The sequence below is a fragment of the Streptomyces ambofaciens ATCC 23877 genome (genome assembly GCF_001267885.1).
Lineage (GTDB): Bacteria > Actinomycetota > Actinomycetes > Streptomycetales > Streptomycetaceae > Streptomyces > Streptomyces ambofaciens.
Genome location: NZ_CP012382.1, coordinates 2,410,432 through 2,426,490, shown reverse-complemented (window position 1 = coordinate 2,426,490; position 16,059 = coordinate 2,410,432). Strand labels below are relative to the sequence as shown.

The 16,059-nt window shown below is 70.5% G+C and carries 9 protein-coding genes; 6 read left to right on the top strand and 3 right to left on the bottom strand.

The features are described from left to right. Positions 1-240: 240 nt before the first annotated feature. Together SAM23877_RS10915 and SAM23877_RS10910 are read right to left on the bottom strand one after the other, a co-directional pair. Positions 241-1,101: a phosphatase PAP2 family protein gene (locus tag SAM23877_RS10915; RefSeq protein ID WP_053129796.1), complete on the bottom strand. Its 861-nt coding sequence runs from the start codon at positions 1,099-1,101 to the stop codon at positions 241-243. A gap of 84 nt (positions 1,102-1,185) precedes the next feature. Then, complete coding sequence (locus tag SAM23877_RS10910) at positions 1,186-2,220, bottom strand: LacI family DNA-binding transcriptional regulator (protein WP_053129793.1); 1,035 nt, start codon at positions 2,218-2,220, stop codon at positions 1,186-1,188. 378 nt (positions 2,221-2,598) lie between these two features. On the opposite strand from SAM23877_RS10910, the gene SAM23877_RS10905 reads away from it, so the two are divergent. The 4 genes from SAM23877_RS10905 (at position 2,599) to SAM23877_RS10890 (ending at position 7,773) form a co-directional block, all read left to right on the top strand. Continuing rightward, on the top strand, positions 2,599-3,870 hold the full coding sequence (locus SAM23877_RS10905) for an extracellular solute-binding protein (RefSeq protein ID WP_053129791.1): 1,272 nt from the start codon (positions 2,599-2,601) through the stop codon (positions 3,868-3,870). Between the two features lie 114 nt (positions 3,871-3,984). After that, complete coding sequence (locus SAM23877_RS10900; RefSeq protein ID WP_053129786.1) at positions 3,985-4,989, top strand: carbohydrate ABC transporter permease; 1,005 nt, start codon at positions 3,985-3,987, stop codon at positions 4,987-4,989. Positions 4,990-5,002: 13 nt separating this feature from the next. Beyond that, entirely contained in the window at positions 5,003-5,917 is a 915-nt protein-coding gene (locus tag SAM23877_RS10895; RefSeq protein ID WP_053129782.1) for a sugar ABC transporter permease, read from the top strand. A gap of 122 nt (positions 5,918-6,039) precedes the next feature. Beyond that, positions 6,040-7,773: a glycoside hydrolase family 13 protein gene (locus tag SAM23877_RS10890; RefSeq protein WP_053129775.1), complete on the top strand. Its 1,734-nt coding sequence runs from the start codon at positions 6,040-6,042 to the stop codon at positions 7,771-7,773. Between the two features lie 75 nt (positions 7,774-7,848). Here the strand turns inward: SAM23877_RS10890 and SAM23877_RS10885 are convergent, their stop codons facing one another. Next, entirely contained in the window at positions 7,849-8,868 is a 1,020-nt protein-coding gene (locus SAM23877_RS10885) for a hypothetical protein (protein ID WP_053129773.1), read from the bottom strand. Between the two features lie 215 nt (positions 8,869-9,083). Between SAM23877_RS10885 and SAM23877_RS10880 the strand changes: the two genes are divergently transcribed. Beyond that, entirely contained in the window at positions 9,084-10,457 is a 1,374-nt protein-coding gene (locus SAM23877_RS10880) for an alpha-amylase (protein WP_079030135.1), read from the top strand. 143 nt (positions 10,458-10,600) lie between these two features. Then, positions 10,601-16,015 (top strand): pullulanase-type alpha-1,6-glucosidase, encoded by a 5,415-nt coding sequence (gene pulA / locus SAM23877_RS10875; RefSeq protein ID WP_053129771.1) that lies wholly within the window; start codon positions 10,601-10,603, stop codon positions 16,013-16,015. Positions 16,016-16,059 lie beyond the last annotated feature (44 nt).

Sequence of the window (16,059 nt, the reverse complement as noted above, 5' to 3'; positions counted from 1 at the left end):
CGAGGAGACCCGCCCCGCGCGGCACGCAAGCGGGCCCTGTGCCCGCGCCCGTACCGGGTACGGCACCCGCGCCGGACGCCCCGGCCGCCTGCCGCGGACGACGCGGCGCGCGGGGGACGTACGGCGGACCGCGCCGGGCGGGAGTGGGGCTGGCCTGCCGTGCGCGGCCACCGGAGGTCACCTGGTCCTTGCTCGTGCCGACCGTGCTCGTGCCGACGTCGGCACCCGTGCCCGACGCGTCTACGCCCGCGTGGGCAGCCACGCCCTCCGCCGCTCCGCCCCCGGTACCGACCTGGGCAGCGCGTGCGGCAGCGCCCCGTACCAGAGTCCCGCCACCGCGTACCCGAACCCCAGACACAGCACGCCGCCCACCGCGTCGAGCCAGAAGTGGTTGGCCGTGGCGACGATCACCACGAGCGTGAGCGCCGGATAGAGCAGCCCCAGCACCCGCACCCACGGCACCGACGCCAGCACGAAGATCGTCAGCCCGCACCACACCGACCACCCGATGTGCATCGACGGCATCGCCGCGTACTGGTTCGACATGTTCTTCAGGTCCCCGGAGGCCATCGACCCCCACGTCTCGTGGACCATCACGGTGTCGATGAAGTGCCCGCCGTTCATCAGACGCGGCGGGGCCAGCGGATACAGGTAGTAGCCGACCAGGGCGACACCCGTGGTCGCGAAGAGGACCAGCCGGGTCGCCGCGTACCGCCCGGGATGACTGCGGTACAGCCACACGAGCACACCCAGCGTCACCACGAAGTGCAGCGTGGCGTAGTAGTAGTTCATGCCGACGACCAGCCAAGTCACCGAGTTCACGGCATGGTTCACCGACTGTTCGACGGCGACGCCGAGTTGCTGTTCGGCGCGCCAGATCCAGTCCGCGTTGCGCAGTGCCTGGGTCCGCTGCTCCGGTACCGCGTTGCGGATGAGGGAGTACGTCCAGTAACTGAGCGCGATCAGCAGGATCTCGAACCACAGCCGGGGCCGACGCGGTGCGCGGAGCCGGCGCAGGAGGCCCCGCCCCGTCTCCTCCGTGACGGGGTGCGGAACGCCCTCTTCCCGGCGTTCCGGAGTCCTCACGGTCACGTCACCCATAGGCATGAAGTCTGCCAGAAAAGCCCTGTCCCACCGATCATCCCCCGGGAGGATCCGAGCCGCATCCGGCCACTACGGGTGGAGTCAGGCACGGTTCCGCTCGCCCGGCGCCGACGCCGTCGAACCGCGCACCACCAGTTCCGGCATGAACACGAACTCGCTGTGCGGCGCGGGCGTCCCGCCGATCTCCTCCAGCAGGGTGCGCACCGCCGCCTGCCCCATCGCCGGGACCGGCTTGCGGACGGTCGTCAGCGGCGGGTCGGTGAAGGCGATCAGCGGCGAGTCGTCGAAGCCGACGACCGAGACGTCCTTGGGCACGTCCAGGCCGCGCTGGCGGGCCGCCCGTATCGCGCCCAGCGCCATCATGTCGCTGGCGCAGACCACCGCGGTGCAGTCGCGCTCGATGAGCGCGGTGGCCGCCGCCTGGCCGCCCTCCAGGGTGTAGAGGGAGTGCTGGACGAGCTCCTTCTCCACCGTCTCGGGGCTCAGGTCCAGCTGCTCCTGGACCGTACGGACGAACCCCTCGATCTTGCGCTGCACGGGCACGAACCGCTTCGGCCCGAGGGCCAGCCCGATGCGGGTGTGACCGAGCGAGACGAGGTGCGTGACGGCGAGGCTCATCGCGGCGCGGTCGTCGGGGGAGATGAACGGCGCCTGCACCTTCGACGAGAAACCGTCGACGAGGACGAAGGGCACGCCCTGCGCGCGCAGCCGCTCGTAGCGCTGCATGTCGGCGGTGGTGTCGGCGTGCAGCCCCGAGACGTAGATGATGCCCGCGACCCCGCGGTCGACCAGCATCTCCGTCAGCTCGTCCTCCGTCGACCCGCCCGGGGTCTGGGTGGCGAGCACCGGCGTGTAGCCCTGGCGGGTCAGCGCCTGGCCGATGACCTGGGCGAGCGCCGGGAATATCGGGTTCTCCAGCTCCGGGGTGATCAGCCCCACCAGGCCCTCGCTGCGCTGCCGCAGCCGCACCGGACGCTCGTAGCCCAGCACGTCGAGCGCGGCGAGCACGGACTGGCGGGTGGTGGCGGCGACGCCCGGCTTCCCGTTGAGGACGCGGCTGACGGTCGCTTCGCTCACGCCCGCCTGAGCGGCGATGTCGGCAAGCCGTGTGGTCACAGGGGTGGACTGTACCTGTCGGCCGCCGCCTTGCACACCGATCGGGCGCCGTGGACGGCCTGTTGGACGGCCCGGCGCCGGCTGCTGCGTCATCGCGCTCCCTCGAGAAAGTGGCGGCAAGAGCTTGCAGAGTCTTGCACAACCGGCCCGATACCGCTCGGCCCCCGTAAACAAGCGTCTCACGACGGTCGCCAACAGGTCACGCACGGATAACTTCGGAGATCTCTTGCACTTTTTTGCTGCAAGACCTTTCGCCGTGCTTACAACGCTGTTACGTTCACGTCGCCCGACGGCGGCAGTGACGCGGTCGGTGTCGGCAGGAGCGGCGGACGGGCCCGCACCCTGCACCACACGGGCTTTCACCCTCAAGGAGAACTCATGCGGCGTGGCATAGCGGCCACCGCTCTGGTGGCGTCCCTCGCCCTCGCGGCGACGGCGTGCGGCGGGGACGGCGACAGCGACAGCGAGTCCGGCGGACCGGTCACCATCACTTACTGGGACACCTCCAACGCGACCAACGAGGCGCCGACCTACAAGGCCCTGGTCCAGGAGTTCGAGGCCGCCAACAAGGACGTCAAGGTCAACTTCGTCAACGTCCCCTTCGACCAGGCGCAGAACAAGTTCGACACCGCCGCCGGTTCCAAGGGTGCCCCCGACGTGCTGCGCTCCGAGGTGGGCTGGACCCCCGCCTTCGCCAAGAAGGGCTTCTTCCTGCCGCTGGACGGCACCGAGGCCCTCGCCGACCAGGCGAAGTTCCAGCCCAACCTGATCGAGCAGGCCAAGTACGAGGGCAAGACCTACGGCGTCCCGCTGGTCACCGACACCCTCGCCCTCGTCTACAACAAGGCCCTGTTCGAGAAGGCCGGCGTCGAGGTCCCCAAGACCTGGGACGACCTGAAGAAGGCCGCCGCCACCATCAAGGACAAGACCGGCGCCGACGGCTACTGGGGCTCCACGGCCGGCTACTACGGGCAGCCGTTCCTGTACGGCGAGGGCACCGACACGGTCGACGCCGACGGCAAGAAGATCACCGTGAACTCGCCCGAGGCCAAGAAGGCCTACGGCACCTGGCAGGGCCTGTTCGACGGCAAGGGCCTGCACAAGGCCGACACCACCGCCGACGCCTACGCCCACATCCAGGAGGCGTTCGTCAGCGGCAAGGTGGCCTCGATCATCCAGGGCCCGTGGGAGATCACCAACTTCTACGCGGGCTCCGCCTTCAAGGACAAGAGCAACCTGGGCATCGCCACCGTCCCGGCCGGCTCCACCGGCAAGGCCGGCGCGCCGACCGGAGGCCACAACCTGTCGGTCTACGCCGGCTCGGACAAGGCCCACCAGGAAGCCGCGCTGAAGCTGGTCAACTTCATGACCTCGGCGAAGTCCCAGGAGACCATCGCCCTGAAGAACTCCACGCTGCCCACCCGCGACGACGCCTACACCGACAAGGTCAAGGCCGACCCGGGCATCGCCGGCTACCAGACGGTCCTGCCCGCCGCCCAGCCGCGCCCGGCGCTGCCGGAGTACGGCTCGCTGTGGACCCCGCTCGACGAGCAGCTGCCGCAGATCGCCGGCGGCAAGAAGTCCCTGGACGAGGGTCTGGGCGACGCCGAGACCGCGATCGCGAAGCTGGTGCCGGACTTCAGCAAGTGAGTCCGCGTGGCCGCCGGGTCCCCCACCGGAGGGGAGGGACCCGGCGGCCACCGGCCTGAGCGCCGCACCCCTCGAACCTCCCGCTCGTCCCGATGCATCCGAAGGTGTCGAACCATGACAGTCGCCATCGACCGCGCGACCGGCAAGCGCCGCGGTGACCGCACCCCGCGGCCCGGCCTCGGCCGGCGTCTCAAAGACGGCTACCAGAAGCACTGGTACGCCTACGCCATGATCGCGCCGGTGGCCGTCGTGATCGGCGTCCTCGTGCTGTACCCGCTCGGGTACGGCCTGTACCTCACCCTCACCGACGCCAACAGCCTCAACACGGGGCGCACGATCGGCGTCAACGAGATCGAGGCCACCTACAAGTTCGTCGGCCTGGACAACTACGCCGACATCCTGTGGGGCCCGACCGCCTACGACCGCTTCTGGTCCCACTTCATCTGGACCATCGTGTGGACGGCGGTCTGCGTCGGCCTGCACTTCTTCATCGGCCTCGGCCTCGCCCTGCTGCTCAACCAGAAGCTGCGCGGCCGGACCCTCTACCGGCTGATCCTGGTCCTGCCGTGGGCCGTGCCCACCTTCGTGACCGTCTTCGGCTGGCGCTTCATGCTCGCCGACGCCGGCATCGTCAACTCCGCCCTGGACTGGCTGCACCTGCCGACCCCGGCGTGGCTGGAGGACACCTTCTGGCAGCGCTTCTCCGCGATCATGGTGAACACCTGGTGCGGTGTGCCGTTCATGATGGTCTCGCTCCTCGGCGGCCTGCAGTCCATCGACAACAGCCTCTACGAGGCCGCCGAGATGGACGGCGCGAGCGCCTGGCAGCGCTTCCGCTACGTCACCCTGCCCGGCCTCAGGTCGGTCAGCTCCACCGTCGTGCTGCTCGGCATCATCTGGACCTTCAACCAGTTCGCCGTGATCTTCCTGCTGTTCGGCAACACGGCCCCCGAGGCGCAGATCCTCGTCACCTGGGCGTACCAGCTGGGCTTCGGCCAGCAGCCGCGCGACTTCGCGCAGTCCGCGGCCTACGGCATCCTGCTGCTGGCCATCCTGATCGTCTTCACCTCCTTCTACCGCCGCTGGCTGAACCGCAACGAGCAGCAGCTCGCGATCTGAGGCAGGAGCCACCATGAGCACCACGACCGCCCCGGCGAACGCCCCGGCCGAGCAGACCGGAACCGCGCCCGCCGCCCGTCCGCGCAAGGTGCGCGGCCGCGGCGAGCGCAGCCGCGCCGCGTCCCTCGCCTCGCACGGCATCCTGACCGTCGCCAGCCTGATCGCGCTCTTCCCGGTCGCCTGGCTGGTGTACCTGTCGCTCGGCCCGGACAAGGACGACTATCTGCACCCCGGGGGCATCTGGTCGAAGATGACCCTGGACAACTACGCGTTCGTGCTCCAGCACACGAACTTCTTCGACTGGCTGAAGAGCTCGCTGATCGTCTCGCTGGGCACCACGGTCATCGGCGTGATGGTCGCCGCCACCACCGGCTACGCCGTCTCGCGGATGCGCTTCCCGGGCTACCGCAAGCTCATGTGGGTCCTCCTGGTCACCCAGATGTTCCCCATCGCCGTGCTGATCGTGCCGATGTACCAGATCCTGTCCGAGCTCCAGCTCGTCGACAGCTACCTCGGCCTGGTCCTCGTCTACTGCTCGACCGCGGTGCCGTACTGCGCCTGGCTGCTCAAGGGCTACTTCGACACGATCCCGTTCGAGATCGACGAGGCCGGACGCGTGGACGGGCTGAGCCCCTTCGGGACCTTCTTCCGGCTGATCCTGCCGCTGGCCCGGCCGGGCCTCGCGGTCGCCGGCTTCTACAGCTTCATCACGGCCTTCGGCGAGGTCGCCTTCGCCTCCACGTTCATGCTGAGCGACACGAAGTACACCTTCGCGGTCGGTCTGCAGAGCTTCGTCAGCGAGCACGACGCGCAGCGCCACCTGATGGCCGCCACCGCGGTGCTCGTCGCGATACCCGTCTCCGCCTTCTTCTACCTCGTGCAGAAGAACCTGGTGACCGGCCTCACCGCCGGCGGCACGAAGGGCTGACGCCCCACCGGAAACGTCCGGCCGCGGTGCCCATCCGACCCCGCAGCACCGCGGCCGGCCGCCCCCCCCGTCACCCCCACCCACGCCTTCCTGACCGGAACCCGTCACATCACAAGGACGCCATGAGCCAGCAGCACTCCGCCGCACCGGCCCCCACCTCCGCCACCGCCACCGTCGCGGGGCGCCGCGACTGGTGGCGGGACGCGGTCATCTACCAGGTGTACCCGCGCAGCTTCGCCGACAGCAACGGCGACGGCATGGGCGACCTGGAGGGTGTCCGCACCCGTCTGCCGTACCTGCGCGACCTGGGCGTGGACGCCGTGTGGCTCAGCCCCTTCTACGCCTCCCCGCAGGCGGACGCCGGTTACGACGTCGCCGACTACCGGGCCGTCGACCCCATGTTCGGCAGCCTGCTCGACGCCGACGCGCTGATCCGCGACGCCCACGGGCTCGGTCTGCGGATCATCGTCGACCTGGTCCCGAACCACTCCTCCGACCAGCACGAGTGGTTCAAGCGCGCCCTCGCCGAGGGCCCCGGCTCCCCCTCCCGGGACCGCTACCACTTCCGCCCCGGCAAGGGCGCCGACGGTGAGCTGCCCCCCAACGACTGGGAGTCCATCTTCGGCGGCCCGGCCTGGACCCGGGTGACGGAGCCCGACGGCACCCCCGGCGAGTGGTACCTGCACCTCTTCGCCCCCGAGCAGCCCGACTTCAACTGGGAGCACCCGGCCGTCGGGGACGAGTTCCGCTCCATCCTGCGCTTCTGGCTGGACATGGGCGTCGACGGTTTCCGCATCGACGTCGCCCACGGCATGGTGAAGGCCGAAGGGCTTCCCGACCTTGGATCCCACGAGCAGCTGAAGCTGCTGGGCAACGATGTCATGCCCTTCTTCGACCAGGACGGCGTCCACGACATCTACCGCCAGTGGCGGCTGATCCTCGACGAGTACGCGGATGCACTGGGGTCCGAAGGGCCTTCCGCGGAAGGGCGGGGGCGGGAGACGGGTGGGCGCATCTTCGTCGCCGAGGCGTGGACCCCGACCGTCGAGCGCACCGCGAACTACGTTCGCCCCGACGAGCTGCACCAGGCCTTCAACTTCCAGTACCTGGGCACCCACTGGGACGCCGAGGAGCTGCGCACGGTCATCGACCGCACGCTGGACGCCATGCGCCCGGTCGGCGCCCCGGCCACCTGGGTGCTGTCCAACCACGACGTCACCCGGCACGCCACCCGCTTCGCCAACCCGGCGGGACTCGGCACCCAGATCCGCCTGGCCGGCGACCGGGACCTCGGCCTGCGCCGGGCCAGGGCCGCGACCCTGCTGATGCTGGCGCTGCCCGGCTCGGCCTACGTCTACCAGGGCGAGGAGCTGGGCCTGCCGGACGTCGTCGACCTGCCCGACGAGGTGCGCCAGGACCCGGCGTACTTCCGGGGCGCCGGCCAGGACGGCTTCCGCGACGGCTGCCGGGTGCCGATCCCCTGGACGCGCACCGGTTCGTCGTACGGCTTCGGCGCCGGCGGCAGCTGGCTGCCGCAGCCGGCCGGCTGGGGCGAGCTGAGCGTCGAGGCGCAGACCGGTGAGAGCGGCTCGACCCTGGAGCTGTACCGCGCCGCGCTCGCCGTCCGCCGCGACCACGCGGACCTCGGCGCGGGCGACACCGTGGAGTGGCTGCGCGCCCCCGAGGGCGTCGTCGCCTTCCGGCGCGGCGAGTTCGTGTGCGTCGCCAACACCACCGGCGAGTCGGTGACGGTGCCCAGCCACGGCCGGGTCCTGCTGGCCAGCGGTGAGGTGACCGAAGCCGACGGCGAGGCCAAGGTGCCGGCCGACACGACGGTGTGGTGGACGCGGGCCTGACCGCTCGCCCACCGGGGCCCGCCGTTCCTCTTGCGGGAGCGGCGGGCCCTCATCGCGTGCGGTGCGTCGACGCGGTCAGCGTCCGCCGCCGGGTGCCCACAGGGCCGCCCGGACCGTTCCCTCCCGGATGTCCCGCTGGGGCAGCCGGAGCCCGAGGGAGGTCTCGAGGGCGTGGAAGTAGAGGGCGAACTCGTCGGTCACCTCGGGGTGGTCCAGTTCGGCGCGGCGTATCGCCCGGTTGAGGAAGTCGAGCCGACCGCCCCGGACGTACGGGGTGCGGCCCCGGTCGTAGTAGATCAGCTCGACGATCCCGTCGTCGTCGACCCGGTGGCCGTCGCGCGTGTAGTCCAGGGTGTAGATGGCTTTCGCGGAGCAGGCGCTCAGCCGCACGGTCTCCGTCACGGCCTTCCCGGCGAGCGCTCCCCTGTCGGCCCGGGCTCCGGGGGGTGTGTCGTGGTACAGCAGGAACGCCCAGTCACCCGCCTGCCCGAAGCAGCAACTCCTCCAGTCCGTGTCCCAGTAGCCGCGGTCGGCGCCGGTCATGTCGGTCAGGTCGGCCAGGCGGGTCCCCGCGGCCACGTGCCCGGGGTCGGCTCCGTGCGACAGGGCGATCCGTTCGGCGCTGACGTTCTCGCCGCGGAAGAACGCGAGGTTGGTGTAGGGGGTCTGCTCGTGCCACGAGCCGGCGATCCACGCGAACCCCTCCAGCGGGTCGCGTCCGCAGGGCGGGGCGGGTTCCGTGCCGTCCGGGCCGCCGCCGCGGAAGCCGCGGCCCCAGGCGGGGTCTATCCGGTCCATCAGCACGGCCTGGCCGGCGACCGTCCCGTCGAGTCCGCGGACGGCCTCCTCGGCCAGGAAGTACAGCGTCTCGTCGAGGTCGCGGGCGATGAAGACCTCGTCGTAGGGGCCGCTGTAGCCGCACACCGTGCCGTCGTCCTCCAGGACGAGGTAGAGCCCGGTGTACCCGCCCTCCACGTGTTCCTCGTACTGCTCGTACGAGGTGCCGATGGGCGGGAGCACGGTGTCGTCGAGCAGGTCGGAGCCTGCGGCCAGCCGGCGCCAGGCCCGCGCGAGTACGGCCTCGGTGATCTGCATGGGCGCAGTATGCGACCGGGCACCGACAACGCACCGGTGCGGGCCTCCCGGCGCACCTTCCCGCTCCGACTTCGTCCCGACCGCTGCCCTTTCGGTCGATGAACCCTTAACATCTGCGTCACCGCAAGGTTTCTGAAGATTTCAGCAAGAGTATTCAAGCGGTCTTCGGACGCCTTCGGCTCCCCACAGTGCCTTCGACGATGAAGGAACCCCACATGGCACGCAGAGCCCTCACGGGGGCCGTCGCTCTGGCGGCGGCCGCCCTTGTCATGACCCCGACGTCCGCCCAGGCCTCCCCGCCTGGCGCCAAGGACGTCACCGCCGTCCTCTTCGAGTGGAACTTCGCCTCCGTCGCCCGGGAGTGCACCACCACCCTCGGCCCCGCCGGCTACGGCTACGTCCAGGTCTCCCCGCCCGCCGAGCACATACAGGGCGGGCAGTGGTGGACCTCCTACCAGCCCGTCAGCTACAAGATCGCCGGCCGGCTCGGTGACCGCGCCGCCTTCAAGAACATGGTGGACACCTGCCACGCGGCCGGTGTGAAGGTCGTCGCCGACGCCGTGGTCAACCACATGTCGGCCGGCAGCGGCACCGGGACCGGCGGTTCGTCGTACGGCAAGTACGACTATCCGGGCCTGTACTCCTCGTACGACCTCGACGACTGCCGCTCCCAGATCGGCAACTACCAGGACCGGTACAACGTCCAGCACTGCGAGCTGGTCGGCCTCGCCGACCTCGACACCGGCGAGGACTACGTCCGCGGGAAGATCGCCGGGTACCTGAACGACCTGCTCTCCCTCGGCGTCGACGGCTTCCGCATCGACGCGGCCAAGCACATCCCGGCCGCCGACCTGGCCGCCGTCAAGTCCCGGTTGAGCAACCCGGGCGTGTACTGGAAGCACGAGGTCATCTTCGGTGCCGGCGAGGCGGTGCAGCCCGGTGAGTACACCGGCAGCGGTGACGTCCAGGAGTTCCGGTACGCGTCCGACCTCAAGCGCGTCTTCACCAACGAGAACCTCGCCTACCTGAAGAACTACGGCGAGGGCTGGGGGTATCTGAGCAGCGGTTCCGCCGGTGTCTTCGTCGACAACCACGACACCGAGCGCAACGGCTCCACGCTCAACTACAAGAGCGGCGCGAACTACACCCTCGCCAACGTCTTCATGCTGGCCTGGCCCTACGGCGCCCCCGACGTCAACTCCGGCTACGAGTGGTCGAACCACGACGCCGGGCCGCCGAACGGCGGTCGGGTCGACGCCTGCTGGCAGGGCGGCTGGAAGTGCCAGCACGCCTGGCCCGAGATCAGGTCGATGGTCGCCTTCCGCAACGCCACACGCGGCCAGGCGGTCACGAACTGGTGGGACAACGGCAACGACGCCATCGCCTTCGGGCGCGGCAGCAAGGGCTACGTCGTCGTCAACCACGAGTCGGGCGCGCTCACCCGCACCTACCAGACCTCGCTGCCGGCGGGGACGTACTGCGACGTCCAGAGCGACAAGCCGGTGACCGTGAACGGCTCGGGCCAGTTCACCGCGACCCTCGGCGCCGACACGGCGCTGGCGCTGTACGCCGGAAAGTCCGCCTGCTGAACGGACGGACGGGGCAAGGGTCGTGGGAGTTCGTGAAAGTTCTTTCCGTTACTTTCATGACCCTTGCCGCAACTCTTGCGGCAGCGCTACCGTCTCGCCGGGGTCGGACCCGATCGAGCCGTCGTCGCAAGGAGCTCACGCCCGTGATACCGAGAAGGCCGGTGCCTGACACGCGCCGCACCGCACGAGTGAGACGGGTCGCGGCCGTCACCGTGGCCGCGCTCGCCGCAGCCCTCCTCCCACCCCTCGCCGCGCGGGCCGACGCCCCGCCCGCGCCCCCGTCGGATGCCAAGCTCGCGAAGGCCCCCGCCCGGCACGACCTCACCCGCGAGCAGTTCTACTTCGTCCTGCCGGACCGCTTCGCCAACGGCGACTCGCGCAACGACAAGGGCGGTCTGACCGGCACCCGCCTCGCCACCGGCCACGACCCCACCGACAAGGGCTTCTACCAGGGCGGCGACCTCAAGGGGCTCACCGACCGGCTCGACTACATCAAGGGCCTGGGCACCACCTCCCTCTGGATGGCGCCCCTCTTCAAGAACCAGCCCGTGCAGGGCACCGGGGAGAACGCCTCCGCCGGCTACCACGGCTACTGGATCACCGACTTCACCCAGGTCGACCCGCACTTCGGCACCAACCAGGACCTGAAGAACCTCATCTCCAAGGCACACGCCAAGGGCATGAAGGTCTTCTTCGACGTCATCACCAACCACACCGCCGACGTCGTCGACCACGAGCCGAAGTCCTCCGGCTACCTCTCCAAGGGCGCCTTCCCGTACCTGACGAAGGACGGCGAGCCCTTCGACGACGCCGACCACGCCGACGGCTCCGGCAGGTTCCCGCGGGTCGGCTCCGGCTCCTTCCCGCGCACCCCGGTCGTCCCCGCCGCGAAGAAGGACCTCAAGGTCCCGTCCTGGCTCAACGACCCGACGATGTACCACAACCGGGGCGACTCCACCTGGGCGGGCGAGTCGACGACGTACGGCGACTTCTCCGGCCTCGACGACCTGTGGACCGAACGGCCCGAGGTCGTGGAGGGCATGGAGAAGATCTACCAGCGGTGGGTCCGGGACTTCGGCGTCGACGGCTTCCGGATCGACACCGTGAAGCACGTCAACATGGAGTTCTGGACCCAGTGGGCCACCGCGCTCGACGCGTACGCCGCGAGGAAGGGCCGCGAGGACTTCTTCATGTTCGGCGAGGTCTACTCCGCCGACACCGCCGTCACCTCCCCGTACGTCACCCAGGGCCGCCTGGACTCCACGCTGGACTTCCCCTTCCAGGACGCGGCCCGGGCCTACGTCTCCCAGGGCGGCAGCGCCGAGAAGCTCGCGGCCGTCTTCGGTGACGACTGGAAGTACACGACCGACAAGGCCAACGCCTACGAACAGGTCACCTTCCTCGGCAACCACGACATGGGCCGGTTCGGCACCTTCCTGAAGCAGGACGACCCGGACGCCACCGACGCCGAACTGCTGAAGAAGGACAGGCTCGCCAACGAGCTGATGTTCCTCAGCCGCGGCAATCCGGTGATCTACTACGGCGACGAGCAGGGCTTCACCGGCGCGGGCGGCGACAAGGACGCCCGCCAGCCGATGTTCGCCTCCCGCACCGCCGACTACCTGGACGACGACCAGCTCGGCACCGACCGCACCCACGCCGACGACGCCTACGACACGCGAGCACCGCTCTACCGGCAGATCAGTGCTCTCGCCAAGCTGCGCACGGCACACCCCGCCCTTGCCGACGGCGTCCAGACCGAGCGCCACGCGGCCGACGGAGCCGGCGTCTACGCCTTCTCCCGCACCGACGCCGGGAGTGGCACCGAGTACGTGGTCGCCTTCAACAACGCCGACGAGGCGAGGACCGAGACCTTCGCGACCGGCTCGGCCGGCATGACCTTCCGCGGCCTCTACGGCACCGACGCCACCGTGCGCTCCGGCGCCGACCGGAAGGTCACGGTCACCGTGCCCGCCGGGTCGACCGTCGTCCTCAAGGCCGCGGACCGGCTCACCGAGCCCGCCACCGACCCGGCGATCACCCTCACCGCCCCCGAGCCCGGCGCCACCGGCACCGTCGAGCTGACGGCCGACGTCACCGGCGCCCAGCCGGGCCGTGTCGTCTTCGCCGCCCAGACCGGCAACGGCAGGTGGCGCACCCTGGGCTCCGCCGACCACGCCCCCTACAAGGTCACCCACACCATCGGCGAGGACACCCCCGCCGGCACCGCCCTGCGCTACAAGGCGGTCGTCGTCGACCCGGCGGGCCGCACCGCCAGTGCCACGGCCGCCTCCACGACCGGCACCCCGCCCGTCGAGCAGCCCCCCACCGCCGCCTCCCGCGACCACGCGATCGTCCACTACAAGCGCGAGGACGGGAACTACGACGACTGGGGCCTGTACGCCTGGGGCGACCTCGCCGAAGGCGAGGCGACCACCTGGCCCGACAGCCACCCCTTCACCGGCCGCGACGCCTACGGCGCCTTCGCCCACGTCAAGCTGAAGCCGGGCGCGACCGACGTGAACTTCCTGGTCGTCGACAAGGAGGGCAACAAGGACGTCACCGCCGACCGCACCATCGACGTCACCCGCACCGGCGAGGTGTGGATCGAACAGGGCGAGGAGCGGGTCGTCACGGAGCGCCCCGAGTACCCCGCCCAGGACACGACCAAGGCGGTCCTCCACTACCAGCGCGCCGACGGGGGATACGACGGCTGGGGCCTGCACGTCTGGGGCGGCGCGGCGCACCCCACCGACTGGGCGAAGCCCCTGGCGCCGGTACGGACCGACCCCTACGGCGCCGTCTTCGAGGTTCCGCTCACCGAAGGCGCCACCAGCCTCAACTACATCCTCCACAAGGGCGACGAGAAGGACCTGCCCACCGACCAGGCCCTGGACCTCGAGTCCGACGGCCACGAGGTGTGGCTGCTGAGCGGCGAGGAGAAGTACCTGCTGCCGCAGCCCGAGGGCTCGGCGGCCGCCGTCGACCTCACCACCTCCGAGGCGGTCTGGATCGACCGGAACACCGTCGCCTGGAACGGCTCCGAAGGCGCCGCCTCCACCCAGCTCCTGGCCTCCCGCACCGGCTCGATCAAGGCCGCCGACGGCACTCTGACCGGCGACGACGAGCAGTGGCTCCGCCTGACGGAAACCACCCTGACCGACGCCCAGAAGGCGAAGTACCCGCACCTGAGGGAGTACACCGCCTGGTCCGTCGACCCGCGCGACCGCGACCGGGTGCGCGAGGCCCTGCGCGGACAGGTCGTCGCCTCCCAGCGCACGGCCGACGGCGCCGTCCTGGCGGCGACGGGCGTGCAGATCGCCGGCGCCCTCGACGACCTGTACGCGGCCCGCGCGACGAAGGCCGACCTCGGCCCCACCTTCCGGCACGGCCGCCCCACGCTCTCCGTGTGGGCGCCGACCGCGCAGAGCGTGTCCCTGGAGATCGACGACCGCACGGTCCGGATGCGGCGCGACGACACCACCGGCGTCTGGTCCGTCACCGGCCCGAGGTCCTGGAAGGGCGAGGACTACCGCTACGCCGTGAAGGTGTGGGCGCCGGACGCCGGCCAGGTCGTCACCAACAAGGTCACCGACCCCTACTCGCTCGCCCTGACCACCGACTCCGAGCGCAGCCTCGTCGTCGACCTGGACGACCGCTCCCTCGCCCCGCGCGGCTGGGAGAGCTATGACAAGCCCGAGGCCGTTCCGCTGCGGGACGCCCAGATCCAGGAGCTGCACATCCGCGACTTCTCGGTCGCGGACCGGACGGCGGACGCCGCCCACCGGGGCACCTACCGCGCCTTCACCGACAAGGACAGCGACGGCTCGAAGCACCTGCGCGAGCTGGCGAAGGCCGGCACGTCCCACGTGCACCTCCTCCCCGCCTTCGACATCGCCACCATCCCCGAGCGGAAGTCCGACCAGGCCACCGTCGACTGCGACCTGGCCGCGCTCCCGGCCGACTCCGAGAAGCAGCAGGAGTGCGTGGCGAAGGCGGCGGCGAAGGACGCCTACAACTGGGGCTACGACCCGTACCACTACACGGTCCCCGAGGGCTCCTACGCCACCGACCCGGACGGCACCGCCCGCACGGTCGAGTTCCGCGAGATGGTCAAGGCGCTCAACGACGACGGCCTGCGGGTCGTCATGGACGTCGTCTACAACCACACCGCGGCCAGCGGCCAGGCGAGGACCAGCGTCCTCGACCGGATCGTCCCCGGCTACTACCAGCGGCTCCTCGCCGACGGCTCGGTGGCGAACAGCACCTGCTGCGCCAACACGGCCACCGAGAACGCCATGATGGGCAAGCTCGTCGTCGACTCGGTCGTCACCTGGGCCAAGGAGTACAAGGTCGACGGCTTCCGCTTCGACCTCATGGGCCACCACCCGAAGGCCAACATCCTCGCGGTCCGCGAGGCCCTCGACGCGCTCACCGTCGCGAAGGACGGCGTCGACGGCAAGAAGATCATCCTGTACGGCGAGGGCTGGAACTTCGGCGAGATCGCCGACGACGCCCGCTTCACCCAGGCCACCCAGAAGAACATGGCCGGCACCGGCGTCGCGACCTTCTCCGACCGCGCCCGCGACGCCGTGCGCGGCGGCGGCCCCTTCGACGAGGACCCCGGTGTCCAGGGCTTCGCGTCCGGCCTGTTCACCGACCCCAACGCGTCGAAGGCCAACGGCACCCCCGCCGAGCAGAGGTCGCGCCTGCTGCACTACCAGGACCTGATCAAGGTCGGCCTCTCCGGCAACCTGGCCCGCTACACCTTCACCGACACCAGCGGCAAGGAGGTCGAGGGCTCCGAGGTCGACTACAACGGCGCCCCCGCCGGGTACGCCGCGGCGCCGGGCGACGCCCTCGCCTACGCCGACGCGCACGACAACGAGTCGCTCTTCGACGCGCTCGCCTTCAAGCTGCCGAAGGACACGTCCGCCGACGACCGGGCCCGCATGCAGGTCCTCGCCATGGCGACCGCCGCCCTCTCGCAGGGCCCGGCGCTCTCCCAGGCGGGCACCGACCTGCTGCGCTCCAAGTCGCTGGACCGCAACTCCTACGACAGCGGCGACTGGTTCAACGCCGTCCACTGGAACTGCGCCGACGGCAACGGCTTCGGCCGCGGGCTGCCCCCGGCCGCCGACAACCAGGACAAGTGGCCGTACGCGACGCCCCTGCTCGGCACGGTCACCGCCGGCTGCCCGCAGATCAAGGGGGCCTCGGCGGCGTACCGGGACCTGCTGAAGATCCGTACGGGCGAGAAGGACTTCTCCCTCACCACGGCGGGCCAGGTGCAGTCCCGGCTCGGCTTCCCGCTCTCCGGCGAGGAGGAGACACCCGGCGTGATCACCATGCGCCTCGGTGACCTGGTGGTCGTCTTCAACGCCACGCCCGAGCGGCAGCGGCAGCGCGTCGAGGCGGCGGCCGGGACCGGCTACCGGCTGCACCCGGTCCAGGCGTCCGGATCCGACCCCATCGTGAAGAACGCCGCCTACGCGGAGGAATCGGGCACCTTCACGGTTCCGGCCCGCACCGTGGCCGTTTTCACCCGCGCCGGCTAGCGGGGCGCTGCGGTTAGGGTGCTCCTGTCCGCCGTAGAACAGGA